Origin of the sequence: Ruegeria sp. SCP11, assembly GCF_040329455.1 — a bacterium.
In the GTDB taxonomy this organism is placed as follows: Bacteria; Pseudomonadota; Alphaproteobacteria; order Rhodobacterales; family Rhodobacteraceae; genus Ruegeria; species Ruegeria atlantica_E.
The window spans coordinates 115,320-130,839 of the sequence record NZ_JBDZYG010000004.1 but is presented as its reverse complement, the minus strand read 5'-3'; the positions used below and the strand labels follow the sequence as shown (position 1 = coordinate 130,839).

16 protein-coding genes are annotated in these 15,520 nt (G+C 57.4%); 6 read left to right on the top strand and 10 right to left on the bottom strand.

What is annotated here, in order from left to right:
• Window positions 1-17: 17 nt before the first annotated feature.
• The 5 genes from ABLN94_RS07830 to ABLN94_RS07810 form a co-directional block, all read right to left on the bottom strand.
• Window positions 18-527, bottom strand: coding sequence for a CarD family transcriptional regulator (locus ABLN94_RS07830; protein WP_170487060.1), 510 nt, complete (start codon window positions 525-527; stop codon window positions 18-20).
• A gap of 283 nt (window positions 528-810) precedes the next feature.
• Complete coding sequence (gene fdxA / locus ABLN94_RS07825) at window positions 811-1,149, bottom strand: ferredoxin FdxA (RefSeq protein WP_170348381.1); 339 nt, start codon at window positions 1,147-1,149, stop codon at window positions 811-813.
• A gap of 66 nt (window positions 1,150-1,215) precedes the next feature.
• Window positions 1,216-1,581, bottom strand: a complete 366-nt coding sequence (locus tag ABLN94_RS07820) for an RNA-binding S4 domain-containing protein (RefSeq protein ID WP_352991251.1) — start codon at window positions 1,579-1,581, stop codon at window positions 1,216-1,218.
• A gap of 6 nt (window positions 1,582-1,587) precedes the next feature.
• Window positions 1,588-4,395 (bottom strand): helicase-related protein, encoded by a 2,808-nt coding sequence (locus ABLN94_RS07815; protein ID WP_352991249.1) that lies wholly within the window; start codon window positions 4,393-4,395, stop codon window positions 1,588-1,590.
• A gap of 22 nt (window positions 4,396-4,417) precedes the next feature.
• Entirely contained in the window at window positions 4,418-5,026 is a 609-nt protein-coding gene (locus ABLN94_RS07810) for a tetratricopeptide repeat protein (RefSeq protein ID WP_352991246.1), read from the bottom strand.
• Window positions 5,027-5,056: 30 nt separating this feature from the next.
• On the opposite strand from ABLN94_RS07810, the gene ABLN94_RS07805 reads away from it, so the two are divergent.
• The 3 genes from ABLN94_RS07805 to ABLN94_RS07795 all read left to right on the top strand — a co-directional run bounded on the left by ABLN94_RS07805 (window position 5,057) and on the right by ABLN94_RS07795 (window position 8,227).
• The gene (locus tag ABLN94_RS07805; RefSeq protein ID WP_352991243.1) at window positions 5,057-5,347 is read left to right on the top strand and encodes an SCP2 sterol-binding domain-containing protein; all 291 of its coding nucleotides are present in this window, start codon (window positions 5,057-5,059) and stop codon (window positions 5,345-5,347) included.
• Window positions 5,347-6,324 carry an alpha/beta hydrolase gene (locus ABLN94_RS07800; protein WP_352991240.1) on the top strand — a complete coding sequence of 326 codons (978 nt, stop codon included), beginning with the start codon at window positions 5,347-5,349 and terminating at the stop codon, window positions 6,322-6,324. Before ABLN94_RS07805 ends, ABLN94_RS07800 begins: the two co-directional genes overlap by 1 nt.
• Before the next feature lie 82 nt (window positions 6,325-6,406).
• A complete protein-coding gene (locus ABLN94_RS07795; protein WP_352991238.1) occupies window positions 6,407-8,227 on the top strand; it encodes a M3 family oligoendopeptidase in 1,821 nt (606 codons plus the stop codon).
• 9 nt (window positions 8,228-8,236) lie between these two features.
• Here ABLN94_RS07795 and ABLN94_RS07790 read toward each other — a convergent pair whose 3' ends face one another.
• From ABLN94_RS07790 to ABLN94_RS07780, 3 genes are read right to left on the bottom strand one after another with little or no spacing between them, the layout of a single operon-like run.
• Complete coding sequence (locus tag ABLN94_RS07790) at window positions 8,237-9,112, bottom strand: DMT family transporter (RefSeq protein ID WP_352991236.1); 876 nt, start codon at window positions 9,110-9,112, stop codon at window positions 8,237-8,239.
• Window positions 9,113-9,125: 13 nt separating this feature from the next.
• A complete protein-coding gene (locus ABLN94_RS07785; protein ID WP_352991233.1) occupies window positions 9,126-9,395 on the bottom strand; it encodes a DksA/TraR family C4-type zinc finger protein in 270 nt (89 codons plus the stop codon).
• Between the two features lie 57 nt (window positions 9,396-9,452).
• Window positions 9,453-10,427, bottom strand: coding sequence for a Gfo/Idh/MocA family protein (locus ABLN94_RS07780; protein ID WP_352991667.1), 975 nt, complete (start codon window positions 10,425-10,427; stop codon window positions 9,453-9,455).
• A gap of 147 nt (window positions 10,428-10,574) precedes the next feature.
• Between ABLN94_RS07780 and ABLN94_RS07775 the strand changes: the two genes are divergently transcribed.
• The gene (locus ABLN94_RS07775; RefSeq protein WP_417750511.1) at window positions 10,575-11,753 is read left to right on the top strand and encodes a dipeptidase; all 1,179 of its coding nucleotides are present in this window, start codon (window positions 10,575-10,577) and stop codon (window positions 11,751-11,753) included.
• A 206-nt stretch (window positions 11,754-11,959) separates the two neighbouring features.
• The gene (locus tag ABLN94_RS07770) at window positions 11,960-13,039 is read left to right on the top strand and encodes a fasciclin domain-containing protein (RefSeq protein ID WP_352991227.1); all 1,080 of its coding nucleotides are present in this window, start codon (window positions 11,960-11,962) and stop codon (window positions 13,037-13,039) included.
• 54 nt (window positions 13,040-13,093) lie between these two features.
• Here the strand turns inward: ABLN94_RS07770 and rpoH are convergent, their stop codons facing one another.
• Together rpoH and ABLN94_RS07760 are read right to left on the bottom strand one after the other, a co-directional pair.
• Entirely contained in the window at window positions 13,094-13,990 is an 897-nt protein-coding gene (rpoH, locus tag ABLN94_RS07765; RefSeq protein ID WP_170421709.1) for an RNA polymerase sigma factor RpoH, read from the bottom strand.
• A gap of 145 nt (window positions 13,991-14,135) precedes the next feature.
• Window positions 14,136-15,170 carry an RluA family pseudouridine synthase gene (locus tag ABLN94_RS07760; protein WP_352991223.1) on the bottom strand — a complete coding sequence of 345 codons (1,035 nt, stop codon included), beginning with the start codon at window positions 15,168-15,170 and terminating at the stop codon, window positions 14,136-14,138.
• Between ABLN94_RS07760 and ABLN94_RS07755 the strand changes: the two genes are divergently transcribed.
• Window positions 15,169-15,471, top strand: coding sequence for a DUF6476 family protein (locus tag ABLN94_RS07755; RefSeq protein ID WP_352991220.1), 303 nt, complete (start codon window positions 15,169-15,171; stop codon window positions 15,469-15,471). The genes ABLN94_RS07760 and ABLN94_RS07755 overlap by 2 nt on opposite strands.
• Window positions 15,472-15,520: the final 49 nt, after the last annotated feature.

Sequence of the window (15,520 nt, the reverse complement as noted above, 5' to 3'; positions counted from 1 at the left end):
ATGAGTCTTTTCTGCAATCAGGCTGCGCGGGAGGTCAGAACCTCGTCCACCTGCTTGGCGGCAGATACCTCACCTGCACCGGACACAGCGGCGACTTCGCGGGTCAAACGCTCCAGCGCGGCTTCGTACAGCTGACGCTCGGAATAGCTCTGTTCGCGCTGATCGTCGGTGCGATGCAGGTCACGGACCACTTCGGCAATCGAGATCAGATCACCCGAGTTGATCTTTTGTTCGTATTCCTGCGCACGGCGTGACCACATGGCGCGTTTTACCTTGGCCTTGCCTTTCAGCGTTTTCATCGCCTGGCTGATGACATCGGGCGAGCTCAACGACCGCAAACCGGATTCGGTAATCTTGTTGGTTGGCACCCGCAGGGTCATCTTGTCTTTTTCAAAGGAGATGACGAACAGCTCAAGCGAAAATCCCGCGACTTCCTGTTCTTCGATCGAGATGATCTGACCTACGCCATGCGCAGGATATACAACATAGTCATTCGGGCGGAACTCAAGCTTTTTCGACTTAGACATTCAGGTTCATCCTTGGTTACAGAGCGAGACACGGACGACAAAAACCACTAGCCGGAGCATCTTTCGGCTCCGTCAGGCGGTTATTTTGTCATAAAATCAGAACTCCAAAGCAATCATACTTACGGAGCACATCCCCATCTCATTCATCATTCAGCTTCAGAGTATATCACAAATTTACGACGCCCGAAAGGTCACGCCCGAATCCGGAGGTGAAACCCTATATTTTTCAAAGTGCTGAAACCTGTTTCTATACCTGAACCGACAAGTTCAGTGGGCGAATCGCTTAGCCCCCTTCGCCGGGTGCTTCGGAGAAATACTTCTCCATTTTGCCCTCTTCGCCGTCGCGTTCCTCGGCCTCGGGCAGCGGATCTTTCTTGGTGACGATCACCGGCCATTGTTCAGAGTATTTGCGGTTGAACTCGACCCACTGGTCCATACCCGGCTCGGTGTCGGGGCGGATGGCGTCGGCGGGGCATTCCGGTTCACACACACCGCAGTCGATGCATTCGTCAGGGTGAATGACCAACGTGTTCTCACCTTCGTAGAAGCAGTCCACCGGGCATACTTCGACGCAGTCGGTGTATTTGCAGCCAATGCAGTTTTCGGTGACAACATAGGTCATAGTCGGAATCCCATATACGGTTTGGGCGTCTAGCTAATCCAGTATTATACCGTCTTCAAGGGCGGATCAGCCCTCTTTGGTGCGAGAAAGATCAAGCGCGCGTCGATCTTTCTTAGTCGGACGACCTTTTCCCTCAAAACTAGGGTTTTTAGGAGGCGTGTCCTTCTTTTCCGTCATATCGAAATACAACGCCTGCGCCTCTGTGGCCGGACCACGGCGTTCCCCCAGCTTTTCGATCCGGACAACACGCACAATGCGTCCCTGCGGGAAGGTCAGAACATCGCCGGGTGCTACGGCCTGCGCAGGTTTAAGCACCCGGTTTCCGTTCAGCCGCACATGGCCGCCGCTGACCTGTTTGGCGGCCAGGCTGCGGGTCTTGAAGAACCGCGCCTGCCACAGCCATTTGTCGATCCGCAGCTTGGCCTCAGCCATCAGCGGTTAATTACCGTCTTTCAAACCCATCAGCGCTGCTGCAAACGGGTTATCGGGATCGATCGCCTTTTCCTTCTTGGGCGGGCGGGAAGAGAAGGTCTTGGCGCCCTGCGGCTTGCCACCCTTCTTGCCTTGCGGCTTACCGCGACCGTCTTGAGGTTTACCACGCGGCTTGCCCTTGCCCTGCCCCTGCCGCTGTTCACGGCGCGGGCCACGGTTTTGCTGACGCTGACGACCCCAGGTAAAGGTGTAGAAGACCTCAACTTCGGGTTCTTCCGCTCCCGGAGCCTCGGCTGCTGCCTCGGTGCTTTCGGTGGCCTCGGCTGGCGCCTCGGCGGGTGTAGCGACCTCTTCGATCGCCGCCTCAGGCGTTGGGGTCTCTTCCGCCGCCGGTTGCTCGGTCGCTTCGGCGGTGGGTTGTTCTGCCGGGGCAGGTTTCACCTTTTCACGCTCGCCGCGTTCAGCTTTGTAACCCAGGCCCTGCATCAGGTCGGCGAACTGCTCCAACGTCATGCCGGTGATCGACAGCATATCGGGCTTGGCTTCGAACCCGCCACGGCTGTCTTCCGCGCGCAGCATATCCGCCAGACGCTCCAGCATGTCTATCCGGATCGAGCGTTCGCCCGCATCGCGGTAGCCGCACATGGTGTCGTAGCCCTCGGGCGCGTCCTTGGCGACCGGAACGGTGACCAGACCCGGAGGCGGCGCTTCTGGGAATTCCTGAAGGCCATTGGCCAGCGCCCACAGAACCAGACGCAGGCGCGTTGGCGCGGGTTTGAGCAGCAGCGGCATGAAGATCGTGAACTGTCCGAATCGGATGCCGTGCTTGCGCAGCGCGCCACGGGCGTCCTGATCCAGATCCTTGACCTCTTGCGCAACGCCCGCACGGGGCAGCACGCCCAGCGCCTCGACCATGCGGAAGGCGAACCCCTTGGCCAGACCGCTGAGCTCTTCGTCGCGCTGCAAATTCAGCAGCGGTTCGAACAGTGCAGCAACCTTGCGGTCGATGAAGTGCTGCAAACGGCGCTGCACTTTCTGTTCGACGTCCGGGCCTGCGGCCTCATCCACAAAAACTTCGACCATCGGCTTGAGTGGCTCTGCCCCGGCAACCAGTTTGCCAACGGCATATTCGCCCCACATCAGGCCACCCTGATCGGTGAAATCAATTTCGGTATCGGGCGCATTGTAGAAGCGATCAGCACGCAGATGGAATTGCGGTGCGAGTGCTTGCAGGGACGCCGATTTCAAAGCTTTCGCCTCGGTTCCTTGCGCGCTTTTGTCCGGGCTAAACCGGAACCCTTCCAGACGACCGACGAATTCTCCTTCGACGGTCACTTCACCCTTGTCATTTACTTCGGCCAAAAGGGCCTCCTTCTGTTTGAGCCGGCGCAACAACACAGACGTGCGCCGGTCCACAAATCTCTGAGTCAAACGGTCATGCAGAGCGTCTGACAGCCTGTCTTCTACAGTGCGCGTTTCCTCACGCCAATGCGATTCGTCACGGACCCAGCCGTTTCGTTGCGCAACATATGTCCAAGTGCGAATATATGCCAACCTTTTGGACAACGCATCAATATCCCCGTCGGTACGGTCGATCCGACGTATTTGCCGCGCCATGAAGTCATCTGGTATCGAACCACGCTCATGCAAGTGGCCGTAGATAACTTCGAGCAAGCTGGCGTGTTCAGCATGGCTGATGCCGCGAAAATCGGGGATTCGGCACACATCCCACAGCAAACGGATGGATTGCGGATCGCTGGCGCGGGCTGCGACCTCGGTTACTTGCGACAGCGACTTGAGCACGTTCAGATCGTCTGCGGGCCGCGCTTTGATCAGATGTTCGTCGTTCGGGCTGATCTCAAGCGAGTCGATCAGCGCATCAACCGATCCGAACCGCAAGGCAGCATTCCGCCAGTTCAGTTTTTTCATCGGCGTGAAACGGCTGTCCATGATCGCCTGCGCCACACCTTCGTCCAGCGGCGGAGCCTCTCCGGTCACCCCGAAGGTGCCGTCCGACATCCCTCTTCCCGCACGCCCAGCGATTTGGGCCAGTTCATTGGGGGCCAGCGGGCGCATCCGACGGCCGTCGAACTTGCTTAGAGAGGAGAACGCGACGTGGTTTACGTCCAGATTAAGCCCCATCCCGATGGCGTCGGTAGCGACGAGATAGTCGACCTCACCATTCTGATATAGTTCGACCTGCGCATTCCGCGTGCGCGGGCTGAGAGCCCCCATGACCACGGCCGCCCCGCCTTTTTGTCGGCGCAGCAGCTCGGCGATGGCATAAACGCTATCGACCGAAAACCCAACGATGGCGCTGCGCGGAGGCATCCGGCTGATCTTTTTTGATCCCGCGTAAACCAGTTGGGACATGCGTTCGCGTCGGACGAACTGAGCCTCGGGGACCAAAGCCGCGATGGGACCGCGCATCGTGTCCGCGCCGAGGAACAGTGTCTCACTCGTACCGCGCGCCCGCAGCAGACGGTCAGTAAAGACATGGCCGCGTTCGGGATCGGTACAGAGTTGGATCTCATCGATCGCAACGAAATCCGCCCCCATACCTTCCGGCATCGCTTCAACCGTGCAAACCCAATACTGGGTGCGCGGCGGCACAATGCGTTCCTCTCCCGTGACCAATGCCACGACAGAGGGACCACGAATGGCGACGATCTTGTCATAGACCTCGCGCGCCAGCAGACGCAGCGGAAGACCGATCACACCTGTCCGGTACCCGAGCATCCGCTCGATCGCGTAATGAGTTTTACCTGTGTTTGTCGGGCCAAGTACGGCCACGATTCGGGATGACCCGCTCACCTTTGCCCCCTGCCCCGGTTCTTTAGAGGGCCGAGCCCTCGACCTGAGGCTTCAGTCGATTCACCGCATTGGTTACTTCTTCGTGATGAGGATGTATAGCCAGCGCGCGCTCATAGGCCTCGAGCGCTTTATCGGGCTGTTCGATGATCTCAAAAATCAGGCCCAACCCAAAAATGGCTTCGTAATTGTTAGGGTTGAGTGTTATCGCATGCTCAAGATCGGCCGCGGCCATGCCAAAGCGATCCATACCAAAAAATGCAGACGCTCGCAGATGCCAGCCTTCGGCAAACCCCGGTGCGTGATCGGTCAGTGCCGTCAGGTGTTCTATGGCCGCCACTGTATCTCCGTCGTCCAATGCCTCGCGCCCACGTTCCAGTAGAAGATCAGCCGAAGCAGAGCCCGATTGCGACCACAAAGCCTTAAGCTGACGGTCGATGCCAACAGCCTGTTCCGGCGTGGATTGCACCAGTTGCTGCAATAGCTCGGCCTCATCCCGCGAGTCCGCCTGCTGCGCCAGCGAACTGGTGGAAAAAATGACCGTGACAAAAAGTGCCGCGACGGTACGTTTGAGATTGATGATTGCAATGCCCATAACAATGTTCAGTGTAGCGTTGCGACCGGGGATGTCCATTCACGGCGCAGAAACAATATGAGGAACACCATGAGCGACATTCTTGAAAAAGCCGCAGCGGCGCTGAACGAAAAGCTGTCCGGCGGCGATTTCGACGCATCGGCCAAGTTTGCCATCTCGGATCTGGGAGCCATCGTGCTGGATGCAGACGGCGCACGCGTCAGCGATGACGAAGCAGACGTTACCCTGACCGCGGATGCGGATACGTTCGAACAGATCCTGAGCGGCGACCTGAACCCCACCGGTGCGTTCATGTCCGGCAAGCTGAGCGTGGACGGCGATATGGGTATCGCCATGAAACTCGCTTCGGTGCTGGCCTGATGGAGTGCTCGCCGGCCCCTTTCTATGAAGACGTGGCCGGCGGACCCGCCGGTGGTGCGGCCCATTGGCTGACAACTGCGGACAACACCCGTATCCGCGTCGGGCACTGGCGTGCCAAGAGCGAGACGAACGGCACGGTGATGATGTTCCCCGGTCGGACGGAATATATCGAGAAATACGGCAACGCGGCGACTGAATTTGTCGGTCGGGGTTTTGCGTTCCTGGCTGTCGATTGGCGCGGTCAGGGGCTAGCGGACCGCCTGTTGGATGACCCGCGTGTCGGGCATGTCGATCAGTTCACCGACTATCAGCAGGATGTGCATGTCACTTTGGGCCTCGCCGCCAAGCTTGGCTTGCCCAAACCTTGGTACGTAATCGGTCACTCGATGGGTGGGGCCATCGGCCTGCGTGCGGTTCTGGAGCGCGACTGCTTTGCCGCCTGCGCCTTTACCGGCCCGATGTGGGGTATCTTCTTCACGCCCATCATGAAGCCGCTGAGCCGGTTGACCGCCTATTGGGGACCACGGATTGGGCTTGGGGAAAAGACCCCTCCGACCACATCTCTGGAAAGTTATGTTGCGTCCCAACCTTTTGACGGAAACATGCTGACGCGCGATCCGGTGATGTACCAAATGATGAAAGACCAACTGGCAGCATACCCGGAACTGGCGCTTGGGGCACCCTCGACCATTTGGCTGCGCGAGGCATTGGACGAATGTACGTGGTTGATGGAGCAAACTGCGCCCGCAACGCCCGGCCTGACCTTTCTGGGAAGTCATGAGCAAATCGTGGACCGCAAGGCGATCCGCGCACGAATGGCAAATTGGCCCAGCGGCGTTCTGGTCGAAATCCCAGACGGCGAACACGAAGTGCTGATGGAAGCTCCCGATGTGCGTGGGCCGGTCTTCGATCAACTATCTGCTCATTTTCTGGCCACACAATCGGGGTCGCCCGCCGCGACAGCACAATCCGGCTAAAGAAAACCTCACGCAAAGGCGGCTTGTGATCCAGGCCGCCCAAGCCTAGATGTTTGCCAAAGCAGATATTCCGAGGTGATCCATGCGCGACCTTCCCTTTCCCGTCCGTGACGCAAACGCAGCCGGAGGAGCCGGCGATCTTGGCAACTTGCCGGAATGGGACCTGACCGATCTTTACAGCTCGGAAGAAGCGCCGGAATTGGACCGTGATCTGGAATGGCTTGAGGGAGAATGCGCCGCCTTTGCCTCCGATTACGAAGGCAAGCTGGCCGATCTGGATGCCGAAGGCCTTCTGACCTGCGTTCAGCGCAACGAAAAGATCAACTCGATTGCCGGTCGCATTATGTCTTTCGCCGGACTGCGCTATTACCAGCTGACCACCGACGCAGAGCGCGCCAAATTCCTGTCAGACATGCAGGAAAAGATCACAATCTTCACCACTCCACTGGTGTTCTTCACGTTGGAAATCAACCGCATCGACGATGACGCGTTGAAGGCGCATTTCGATGCAAACGCCGATCTGGCTCGTTACGAACCCGTCTTCCGCCGTATCCGCGCGATGAAACCGTACCAGCTGTCGGACGAGCTTGAGAAATTCCTGCACGATCTGGGTGTGGTCGGCGATGCTTGGGAACGCCTGTTCGACGAAACCATCGCTGGTCTTACCTTCACCGTCGACGAAGATGAGCTGAATATCGAAGGCACTCTGAACCTGTTGACGGAACAAGACCGCAGCAAACGCGAAGCTGCTGCGCGCGAACTGGCCCGAGTATTCCAAGAAAACGTCAAAACCTTCGCCCGCGTTCACAACACGCAGGCCAAGGAGAAGGAAATCATCGACCGCTGGCGCAACATGCCGACTGCTCAGACAGGGCGCCACTTGTCGAACGACGTCGAGCCCGAGGTCGTCGAGGCACTGCGTGAGGCGGTTGTCGCCGCCTACCCCAAACTGAGCCACCGCTACTATGAGCTGAAACGTAAATGGCTGGGTCTGGACGTCATGCAAGTCTGGGATCGCAACGCGCCCCTACCGATGGAAGACACCCGCATTGTCGGTTGGGACGAGGCCGAGAAAACGGTGATGGATGCCTACAACGCGTTTGATCCGCGTATGGGAGAAATCGCCACGCCTTTCTTCTCGAAAGGTTGGATCGACGCGGCGGTAAAACCCGGCAAAGCCCCTGGTGCGTTTGCACACCCCACAGTGACTGACGTTCACCCCTATGTGATGCTCAACTACCTCGGCAAACCGCGCGATGTGATGACGCTGGCGCACGAGCTGGGCCATGGTGTCCATCAAGTGCTGGCCGCCGATCAGGGTGAAATGCTGTCGTCCACCCCGCTGACATTAGCTGAGACGGCATCGGTTTTTGGTGAGATGCTAACCTTCCGCAAGATGCTGGATCAGGCGGAAACACCTGAACAGCGCAAGGTGCTGCTGGCCGGTAAGGTCGAGGATATGATCAACACGGTAGTCCGCCAGATCGCCTTCTACGACTTTGAGTGTAAGCTGCACGCCGCCCGCCGCGAAGGCGAGTTGACCCCTGACGATATCAACGCCCTATGGATGAGCGTTCAGGCCGAAAGCCTTGGATCTGCGTTTGAATTCATGGAAGGGTACGAGACCTTCTGGGCCTACATCCCGCACTTCGTCCACTCACCCTTCTATGTCTATGCCTATGCCTTCGGCGATGGATTGGTAAACGCCCTCTATTCCGTTTACGAAAGTGGTTCAGAAGGGTTCGAGGACAAATATTTCGAGATGCTGCGCGCCGGTGGTTCCAAACACCACAAGGAACTGCTGGCACCGTTCGGACTGGATGCGAGCGATCCGAAATTCTGGGACAAGGGGCTGTCGATGATCTCGGGCTTCATCGACGAACTGGAGGCCATGGAGGACTAACCCCAGAACTCACTTCTGGCTTTTGGTTGTCAGGAACACGGCGACCACGATCAACACACCACCAAGGGCCGCGATCGGTGTGATTGCGGCCCCCAAGAACAGGGCTGAGTTGATGAACGTGAACACCACGGATGCTGCAAACATTAGGGTCGCAGTCAACGTCGACACTCGGGCCGCAGCCTCATACCAAAGGTAATATGCCAAGGCGGTTGGTAGAACGCCCAGCAAGATTAAGAACACCACGTCATTGGCAGTGGGAACTTGCAACGAGAACGCAGCCAAGGGCACCAGCAGAACGCCTGAACACAGGAAGATTCCAAAGAGGAAATTCAATCGCTCGCCGGTCGATTCCGAATTCCGCATCGCGCGACTGCTGCTAATCAAGAACACGGCCCAGCTAAGGCCCGCGCCTATCTCAAGCAGGTCGCCAAACAAAGGTTCTCCACCACCCTGAAAATCGCGGTAAACGGTAAGAAATACGCCCAAAATTGCCAGCATTGTGGCCAGAACATCGGTGCGTGTAACAGGCGTGTCGGCAAAGAAATACAAAAACACCAGAACGAAGAACGGAGCGGTGTTTTCCAGCACCATCGCATTCGCAGCACCGGTATGTTCCAACCCGATATGAAAGAGGATATAGTTGACCACCGTGGACAGAACCGCCAGCCTAAAGTTCCAGTCCCCCAGTTGGATCGACACTTCAACCCGCATCACCCTCAGTATGCAATAGATGGCGAGTGCAGCGATAAACAGGCGTGTCACAGCAATCTGCAATCCGCCCAGATCACTGGTGAGGTAGCGCACTATGACGCTGTGCGTGCCCCAAAGGAAGGCCGCCAAAAAACCCAGAACCAGACCGTTTTGCATCAGTTTGCGGCCGGGCATCCCTTAGCCCCGTTTACTTCAACTGACTGTCTTTGGAGCCGCGTCGGTTGATCCCCGCGCGCGCCTTGAAAGCTCCGTCCCGCTCTTGCTGGCAATCCAGGCATAGCTTGACGCCCGGCAAAGCCAAACGTCGTTTCTCAGGGATGGGCTCCTCACATTCGGCGCAATGCGTCAGGCTTTCGCCCACAGGGCGTTTTTTCGCCTGCATCCGGGCGAGTTCGTCCGAAATGGACGCTTCGATCTGTTCACTCACCGCGCCGTCACGCGCCCAGCCGCCTGCCATGGTCTTCTCCTGATCAGGTGCCCGCCAGATTAGACCGGCTACGCGCGACGTGGCAAGTCAGAGGGAGATGGCTGCTTCCAGAACTCGGTCAATCATCTCTTGGGTTCCGCGCGAAAATTCCAGCGGGCACGGATAGTCCTCCCCTTCTCGCACTGATCGGCAAAATGCCTCGACCTGCAGTTTGTAGTGGTCGTCGCCAGGGAACCTTGTGACCTGTAGCTCCAAGCCCGGGCGGTGCAGTTCGACCCGCGCCTCGCCAAAAACCCGCGCGTTGAACGGGGCGGTCAGGCGGATAACACCGCCCTCACCGTGGAACACCATTTCCTGATGCGGGTGCATACGAATCGAGACATAGCTGGAATATGTAAAGTCCGGGAATTGCGCCCGAATTTCAGTGAAGGCATCGATCCCGTCTTCCCAACGGATTGCTGATTGTACTTCAACAGGCTCTTGCCCTGTCGCGAACCGCGCACCTCCGATGACATAGACACCGATATCGCGAAGCCCTCCGCCACCTGTTTCAGCCCGGTTGCGGATGTTCTCAGTGTCCGCACGATTGTCAAAACTGAACGCGCCTGTCACATGGACCGGTTTGCCGATAGCCCCATCGACGATCAGCTTGCGCACCAACTGCCACTGCGGGTGATGAACGATCATATAGGCCTCGGCCGCCAGCACCCCCGTCTGATCGCGTTTCCGGATCAATGCTTCAAACTCGGCTGCGGTCATGGCCATCGGCTTTTCACACAGCACGTGCTTGCCAGCGTCCAGCGCTTTGAGACTCCACTCCACATGCAGATGGTTGGGCAGTGGGATGTAGACCGCTTCAATCTGGGGGTCCGCCAGCAGCGCCTCATAGCTTTCATAGACCGTTATATCAGGGCAAAAGGCCTGAAACGGTTCAGCCTTTTTTGCGCTTGAGGTCGCCAACCCCGCAAGTTGCGCACCGTTGGCGGCGTGAATTGCGGGTGCCATGTACTGACGCGCGAATTTGGCAGCGCCCAAAATGCCCCACTGAACGGGTTTTTGCATATAGTTCTCTGACATCTGTGACTCCGCGACGAATCTTGCAGTTATCGCTAACATCGCATTTCTATCAAGCAAACGACGTTAAGTCAGGCTTTTCTCTTCATTGATCCCCCGTAATCTGCGTCCACAAACAAAACAGGGGGGGCGAAGATGCGGAGGTTTATGAAATGGATAGGAGGGCTCACCCTTCTAGCGCTCATCGCAGGTGCAGTCGTGTTTTTTGGATTTCTGCCGCTTTATATCGAGGCGGGACGCAACAACGTGATTGACCACGATCCGTACGACGTATCTGGCGAAGCGGACGCCCTGCACGAGACGCTGATAGTCGGCGACTTGCACGCAGACCCCCTGCTCTGGAGCCGCGACCTGACCGAGCGCAGCACACGCGGACAGGTCGACATCCCACGCCTAATTGAAGGCAATGTGGCGCTACAGGTGTTCACAGCAGTCACCAAATCACCCGCCGGGCAAAACTACGAGGGGAACTCGGCAGAGGTCTTTGACAACATTACCCTTTTGGCCATTGGTCAGCTCTGGCCGCTGCGCACTTGGGACAGCCTGAAAGAACGGGCCGTCTATCAGGCCGAAAAGCTGCACCAGTTTGAGTCTGCCTCCGATGGTCGCCTCAAAGTCATCAAAACCCGCGCTGATTTGGATGGCATGCTTGCAGCTCGTGCAGCCGGACAGCCTGTCGTCGGCGGTATCCTCGGCATTGAGGGTGCTCACGCTTTGGAAGGCGATCTAAGCAACTTGGACACTCTGTTCGACGCGGGGCACCGAGTCTTTGGGCTGCATCATTTCTTCGACAATGAATTGGGCGGGTCGTTACACGGCTTCGGCGACACAGGTTTGACCGAGTTCGGCCGTCAGGTTGTGGTCGAACTGGAGCAACGACCCGTGGTCATCGACCTAGCGCATTCCAGCCCCCAGGTGGCGAGAGAAGTTATCGAGATGACCAATGTACCCCTGATCGTCAGCCATGGTGGGCTACACGGATTCTGCCCGGTGAAACGCAATTACCCGGATGACTTGATGCAGGCCATCGCGTCAACGGGCGGCGTTGTCGGCATGGGTTATTGGGCGGATGTGACCTGCGGAGATATAACGCCAGCGGGTATCGCCAAGATGATCAAAGCGGCGGTTGAAACAGTCGGCGAGGATCACGTCTCCTTGGGATCGGACTATGACGGTTCGGTCGAAACCGCGTTTGATACATCGGAGTTGGCCGCGTTGACCTCAGCCTTGCTGGATCAAGGATTGAGCGAAAAGCAAGTTCGCAAGGTCATGGGCGAGAACATGGTTCGCGTTTTCCGACAACAGCTGGACTAGCTGAAGAAACAGCTGCACATCCTTGAATTTACAATAGAACCCGGCCCTCTCGCGCTACCAAGACCGCCGGCTCCACATCATGAAATTCGAATTTCGTGATCCGACTACGCACGCCCTCCGTAGAAGTTTTATCGCCGAAGGAGAGATGTGATGCGACGTTTGCCTCTCCCGGATTAGGCGCCAACCAGGGTGGGAGAGTAACAGATATGCCTGACACTTCAGAACCTCAGACGATTACCGATACCGTTGTAGACGCAAGCGGTGCTCCGGGAACATTTGATTCAGACGGCAGCGATTTTGACATTTTGCGCGAGGCTGTCCTCGCCGCTGGTCTTGACGCTGCTTTAGCAGATCCCCACGCGCATCTAACCGTATTTGCACCTGAGGATTCTGCATTCATTGGCCTCGCCCAGAATTTGGGGTTCGAAGGGTCAGACGAAGCCGGAGCACTTAATCACATCGTAAAAGCCCTGACTTTGCTGGGCGGCGGGGACCCCATACCCTTGCTGACCGAAATTTTGACCTATCACGTCGTTGATGGGTCTTTCACTAAGGAGCAGGTTGTAGGTCTTGGCGATGGCGCAGAGATTGAAACATTGCAAGGCGGCGACGTGGAACTGAACTTGTCCAGTATGCCACCGAGTCTGGGAGACGAAGATCCCGGTCTCGATGATCCCGGACTGATCGGTTTTGACGTGCCTGCGTCAAATGGGATCATTCACATTCTGGACGGAGTTCTGTTGCCCGTATCAGTGACAGGTATTCTAGGCAAAAAGAACACCGATTTCATCTTGGGCGACGACTCGGATGAATTTCATTTTACTGGTCGCGGAGATGACTTCGTCCATGGTGGAGGTGGCAATGACGTCATCGGTACCGGGCGCGGCAACGATGTAGCCCTGGGCGGAGATGGTGACGACACCATTTTTGGAGGCCGCGGCAAAGACATCCTGCGCGGCGACGCCGGCCAAGACAATATCTTCGGAGGCCGCGGCAAGGATATTATCGACGGAGGTGCCGACGATGACTTCCTATTCGGCGGTCGAGGCCGCGACACCTTTGTCATTGAAGACGGTGACGGACACGACACTATCGCCGACTTCAGGGTCGGAAGGGATAAAATCGACCTAAGCGGTTATGAGGGCATTGAAAGCTTCGAAGACATCGAAGACCACATCTCTAGCGGCTTCTTCCGGACTGAGATTGAGTTGGGTGATGGCGATAGCATCGACCTCCTGGGTGTTAACGCTAACCGTCTCTCGGAAAGCGACTTCATTTTCGCCTAAAAGCAAAAAAAGCCCGCCACATCCGGCGGGCTTTTAGATTTTCTCAGGCAATCTTTAGACCGTGCCAAGCATGCCCTTTTCCCGAGCGAGTTCGCGCATCTTCTTCTGCAGCTTTTCAAAAGCACGTACCTCGATCTGGCGAATGCGCTCGCGGCTAACATTGTACTGCGTGCTCAGTTCTTCCAGCGTGACGGGTTGATCCATCAGGCGGCGCTGAGTAAGGATGTCCTTTTCCCGATCATTCAGGACGTCCAGAGCAGCCGCCAGAAGCTCGCGACGCGCGTCCAACTCGTCGCGGGCTTCGTAGTCCCCCGCCTGATCGGCGTCTTCGTCCTCAAGCCAGTCCTGCCACTGCATGGTGCCTTCGCCCTCGGACCCGACGGTCGCGTTCAGCGAGGCATCCCCACCGGACATGCGGCGGTTCATGCTGATGACTTCCTCTTCGGTCACGCCCAGATCATTGGCGATCTGCTTGACGTTCTCTGGACGCAGGTCGCCCTCTTCCAGCGCACCGATGCGGGCCTTAGCCTTGCGCAGGTTGAAGAACAGCTTTTTCTGCGCCGAGGTCGTGCCCAGTTTCACTAGCGACCACGACCGCAGGATGTATTCCTGGATCGAGGCGCGGATCCACCACATCGCATAAGTCGCCAGACGGAAGCCCTTTTCAGGATCGAACCGTTTGACTGCCTGCATCAGGCCTACATTGGCCTCGGAAATCACCTCAGCTTGCGGCAAGCCATAGCCGCGATAGCCCATAGCGATCTTTGCCGCCAGTCGCAGATGCGAGGTGACCATTTTATGAGCCGCTTCAGTATCTTGCTCTTCTACCCAACGCTTGGCGAGCATGTACTCTTCTTCCGGTTCCAGCAGTGGAAATTTGCGAATTTCCTGCATATAGCGGTTCAGTCCGCCTTCCGGCGTCGGCGCGGGGAGATTTGCGTAATTTGCCATGTTTCATGTCCCTCCGACAAATGTTTAAGTCGTTAACATGGATATGGGAAGCCGTCCCAATCCGTTCAAGAGGTACCGTTAACAGTTTGGAATTAACGACAGATAAAGGAAACCTAAGAAATTCTTATTCACGTAACTTTGCGCATTATGTCAGCGGCGTGCGCAGCTGTTCAATGAGATTTTCCATGTCTTCCGGCAATTCGGCCTCAAACCGCAGATTTTCGCCAGTAACCGGGTGTTCAAATCCCAAAACAGCGGCGTGAAGCGCCTGCCGCGGAAAGGCGCGCACGGCCTCGGCCGTAGTCGCGGTGAACGCCTTGGTAGCCAGTTTGCGTTTACCTCCGTAGACCGGATCACCCACCAACCCGTGCCCGGCATGGGCCATATGGACGCGAATCTGGTGTGTACGACCAGTTTCCAGCCAACATTCGACCAACGCCAACCCTGCCGGAGCGCCAAAGGTCTCAACTACACGAGCGCGTGTCACGGCATGGCGCCCGCCATGAAACAGTACTGCCTGCCGTTGCCGGTCGGTCTTGTGCCGAGCCAGTTGCGTGGTCAACCGCATGATGTTTCCGGGTTCAAAACTGACGCCTTTAACCCCGCGCAGACGCGGATCATTCGCATCCGGCACGCCGTAGCAGATCGCACGGTAGTACCGCTCAACCGTGTGCGCCTCGAACTGAGCGGCGAGACCGTGATGCGCTGCGTCCGATTTCGCGACAACCAGAAGACCGCTGGTTTCTTTGTCGATGCGGTGCACGATACCGGGGCGTTTCACCCCACCTACCCCAGACAGGTCGTCCCCGCAGTGATGCAGCAGCGCATTCACCAAAGTCCCACTCGGCGACCCCGGAGCAGGATGCACCACCATGCCCGCAGGTTTGTTAATGACGATCAGGTCGTCATCCTCAAATACCACCTCCAGGGGGATATCCTCGGGGCCGATATGGCTGTCCTCGGCCTCGGCCACGGTGATCGCCACGGATGCACCCTCGGCCACCTTGGCCTTGGGGTCGCGGGCCTCGGAGCCGTCGATCAGAACGGCGCCTTCGTCGATCAGCTTGGCCAACCGTGTCCGAGAAAGGTTTTCCTCGGCTGGCACATCCCGCGAAAGCGCCTTATCAAGGCGTGGCGGCGGATCGGCCGCGATCTGAAATTCAATCTGGCGGGTGCCCATGACTGTCCCTTCCGAACCCCAAGAACCGCAGGAATCGCCACAGCTTCGCCTGCTGCGGAGAATGGTCATGCTGCTGACCGCGGTGATGATTGGCGGGGTTCTAGTGACATTCGCACTGATTGTCATCCGGCTATCGGACAGAACCCCCACCCTGCCCGATCAGATCGAGCTGCCAGACGGAGCCAAGGCTCAGGCTCTGACGATCGGCAACAACTGGTACGCGGTAGTGACCGATGACAACCGCATTTTAATCTTTGACAAAACGACGGGCAAACTGCGCAGTGAGGTTCAAGTCGAGTAGCTCTGTTGAGAGCCCAATTGTGTTTAGTTTGGTTCCTGTTTCGATAGAT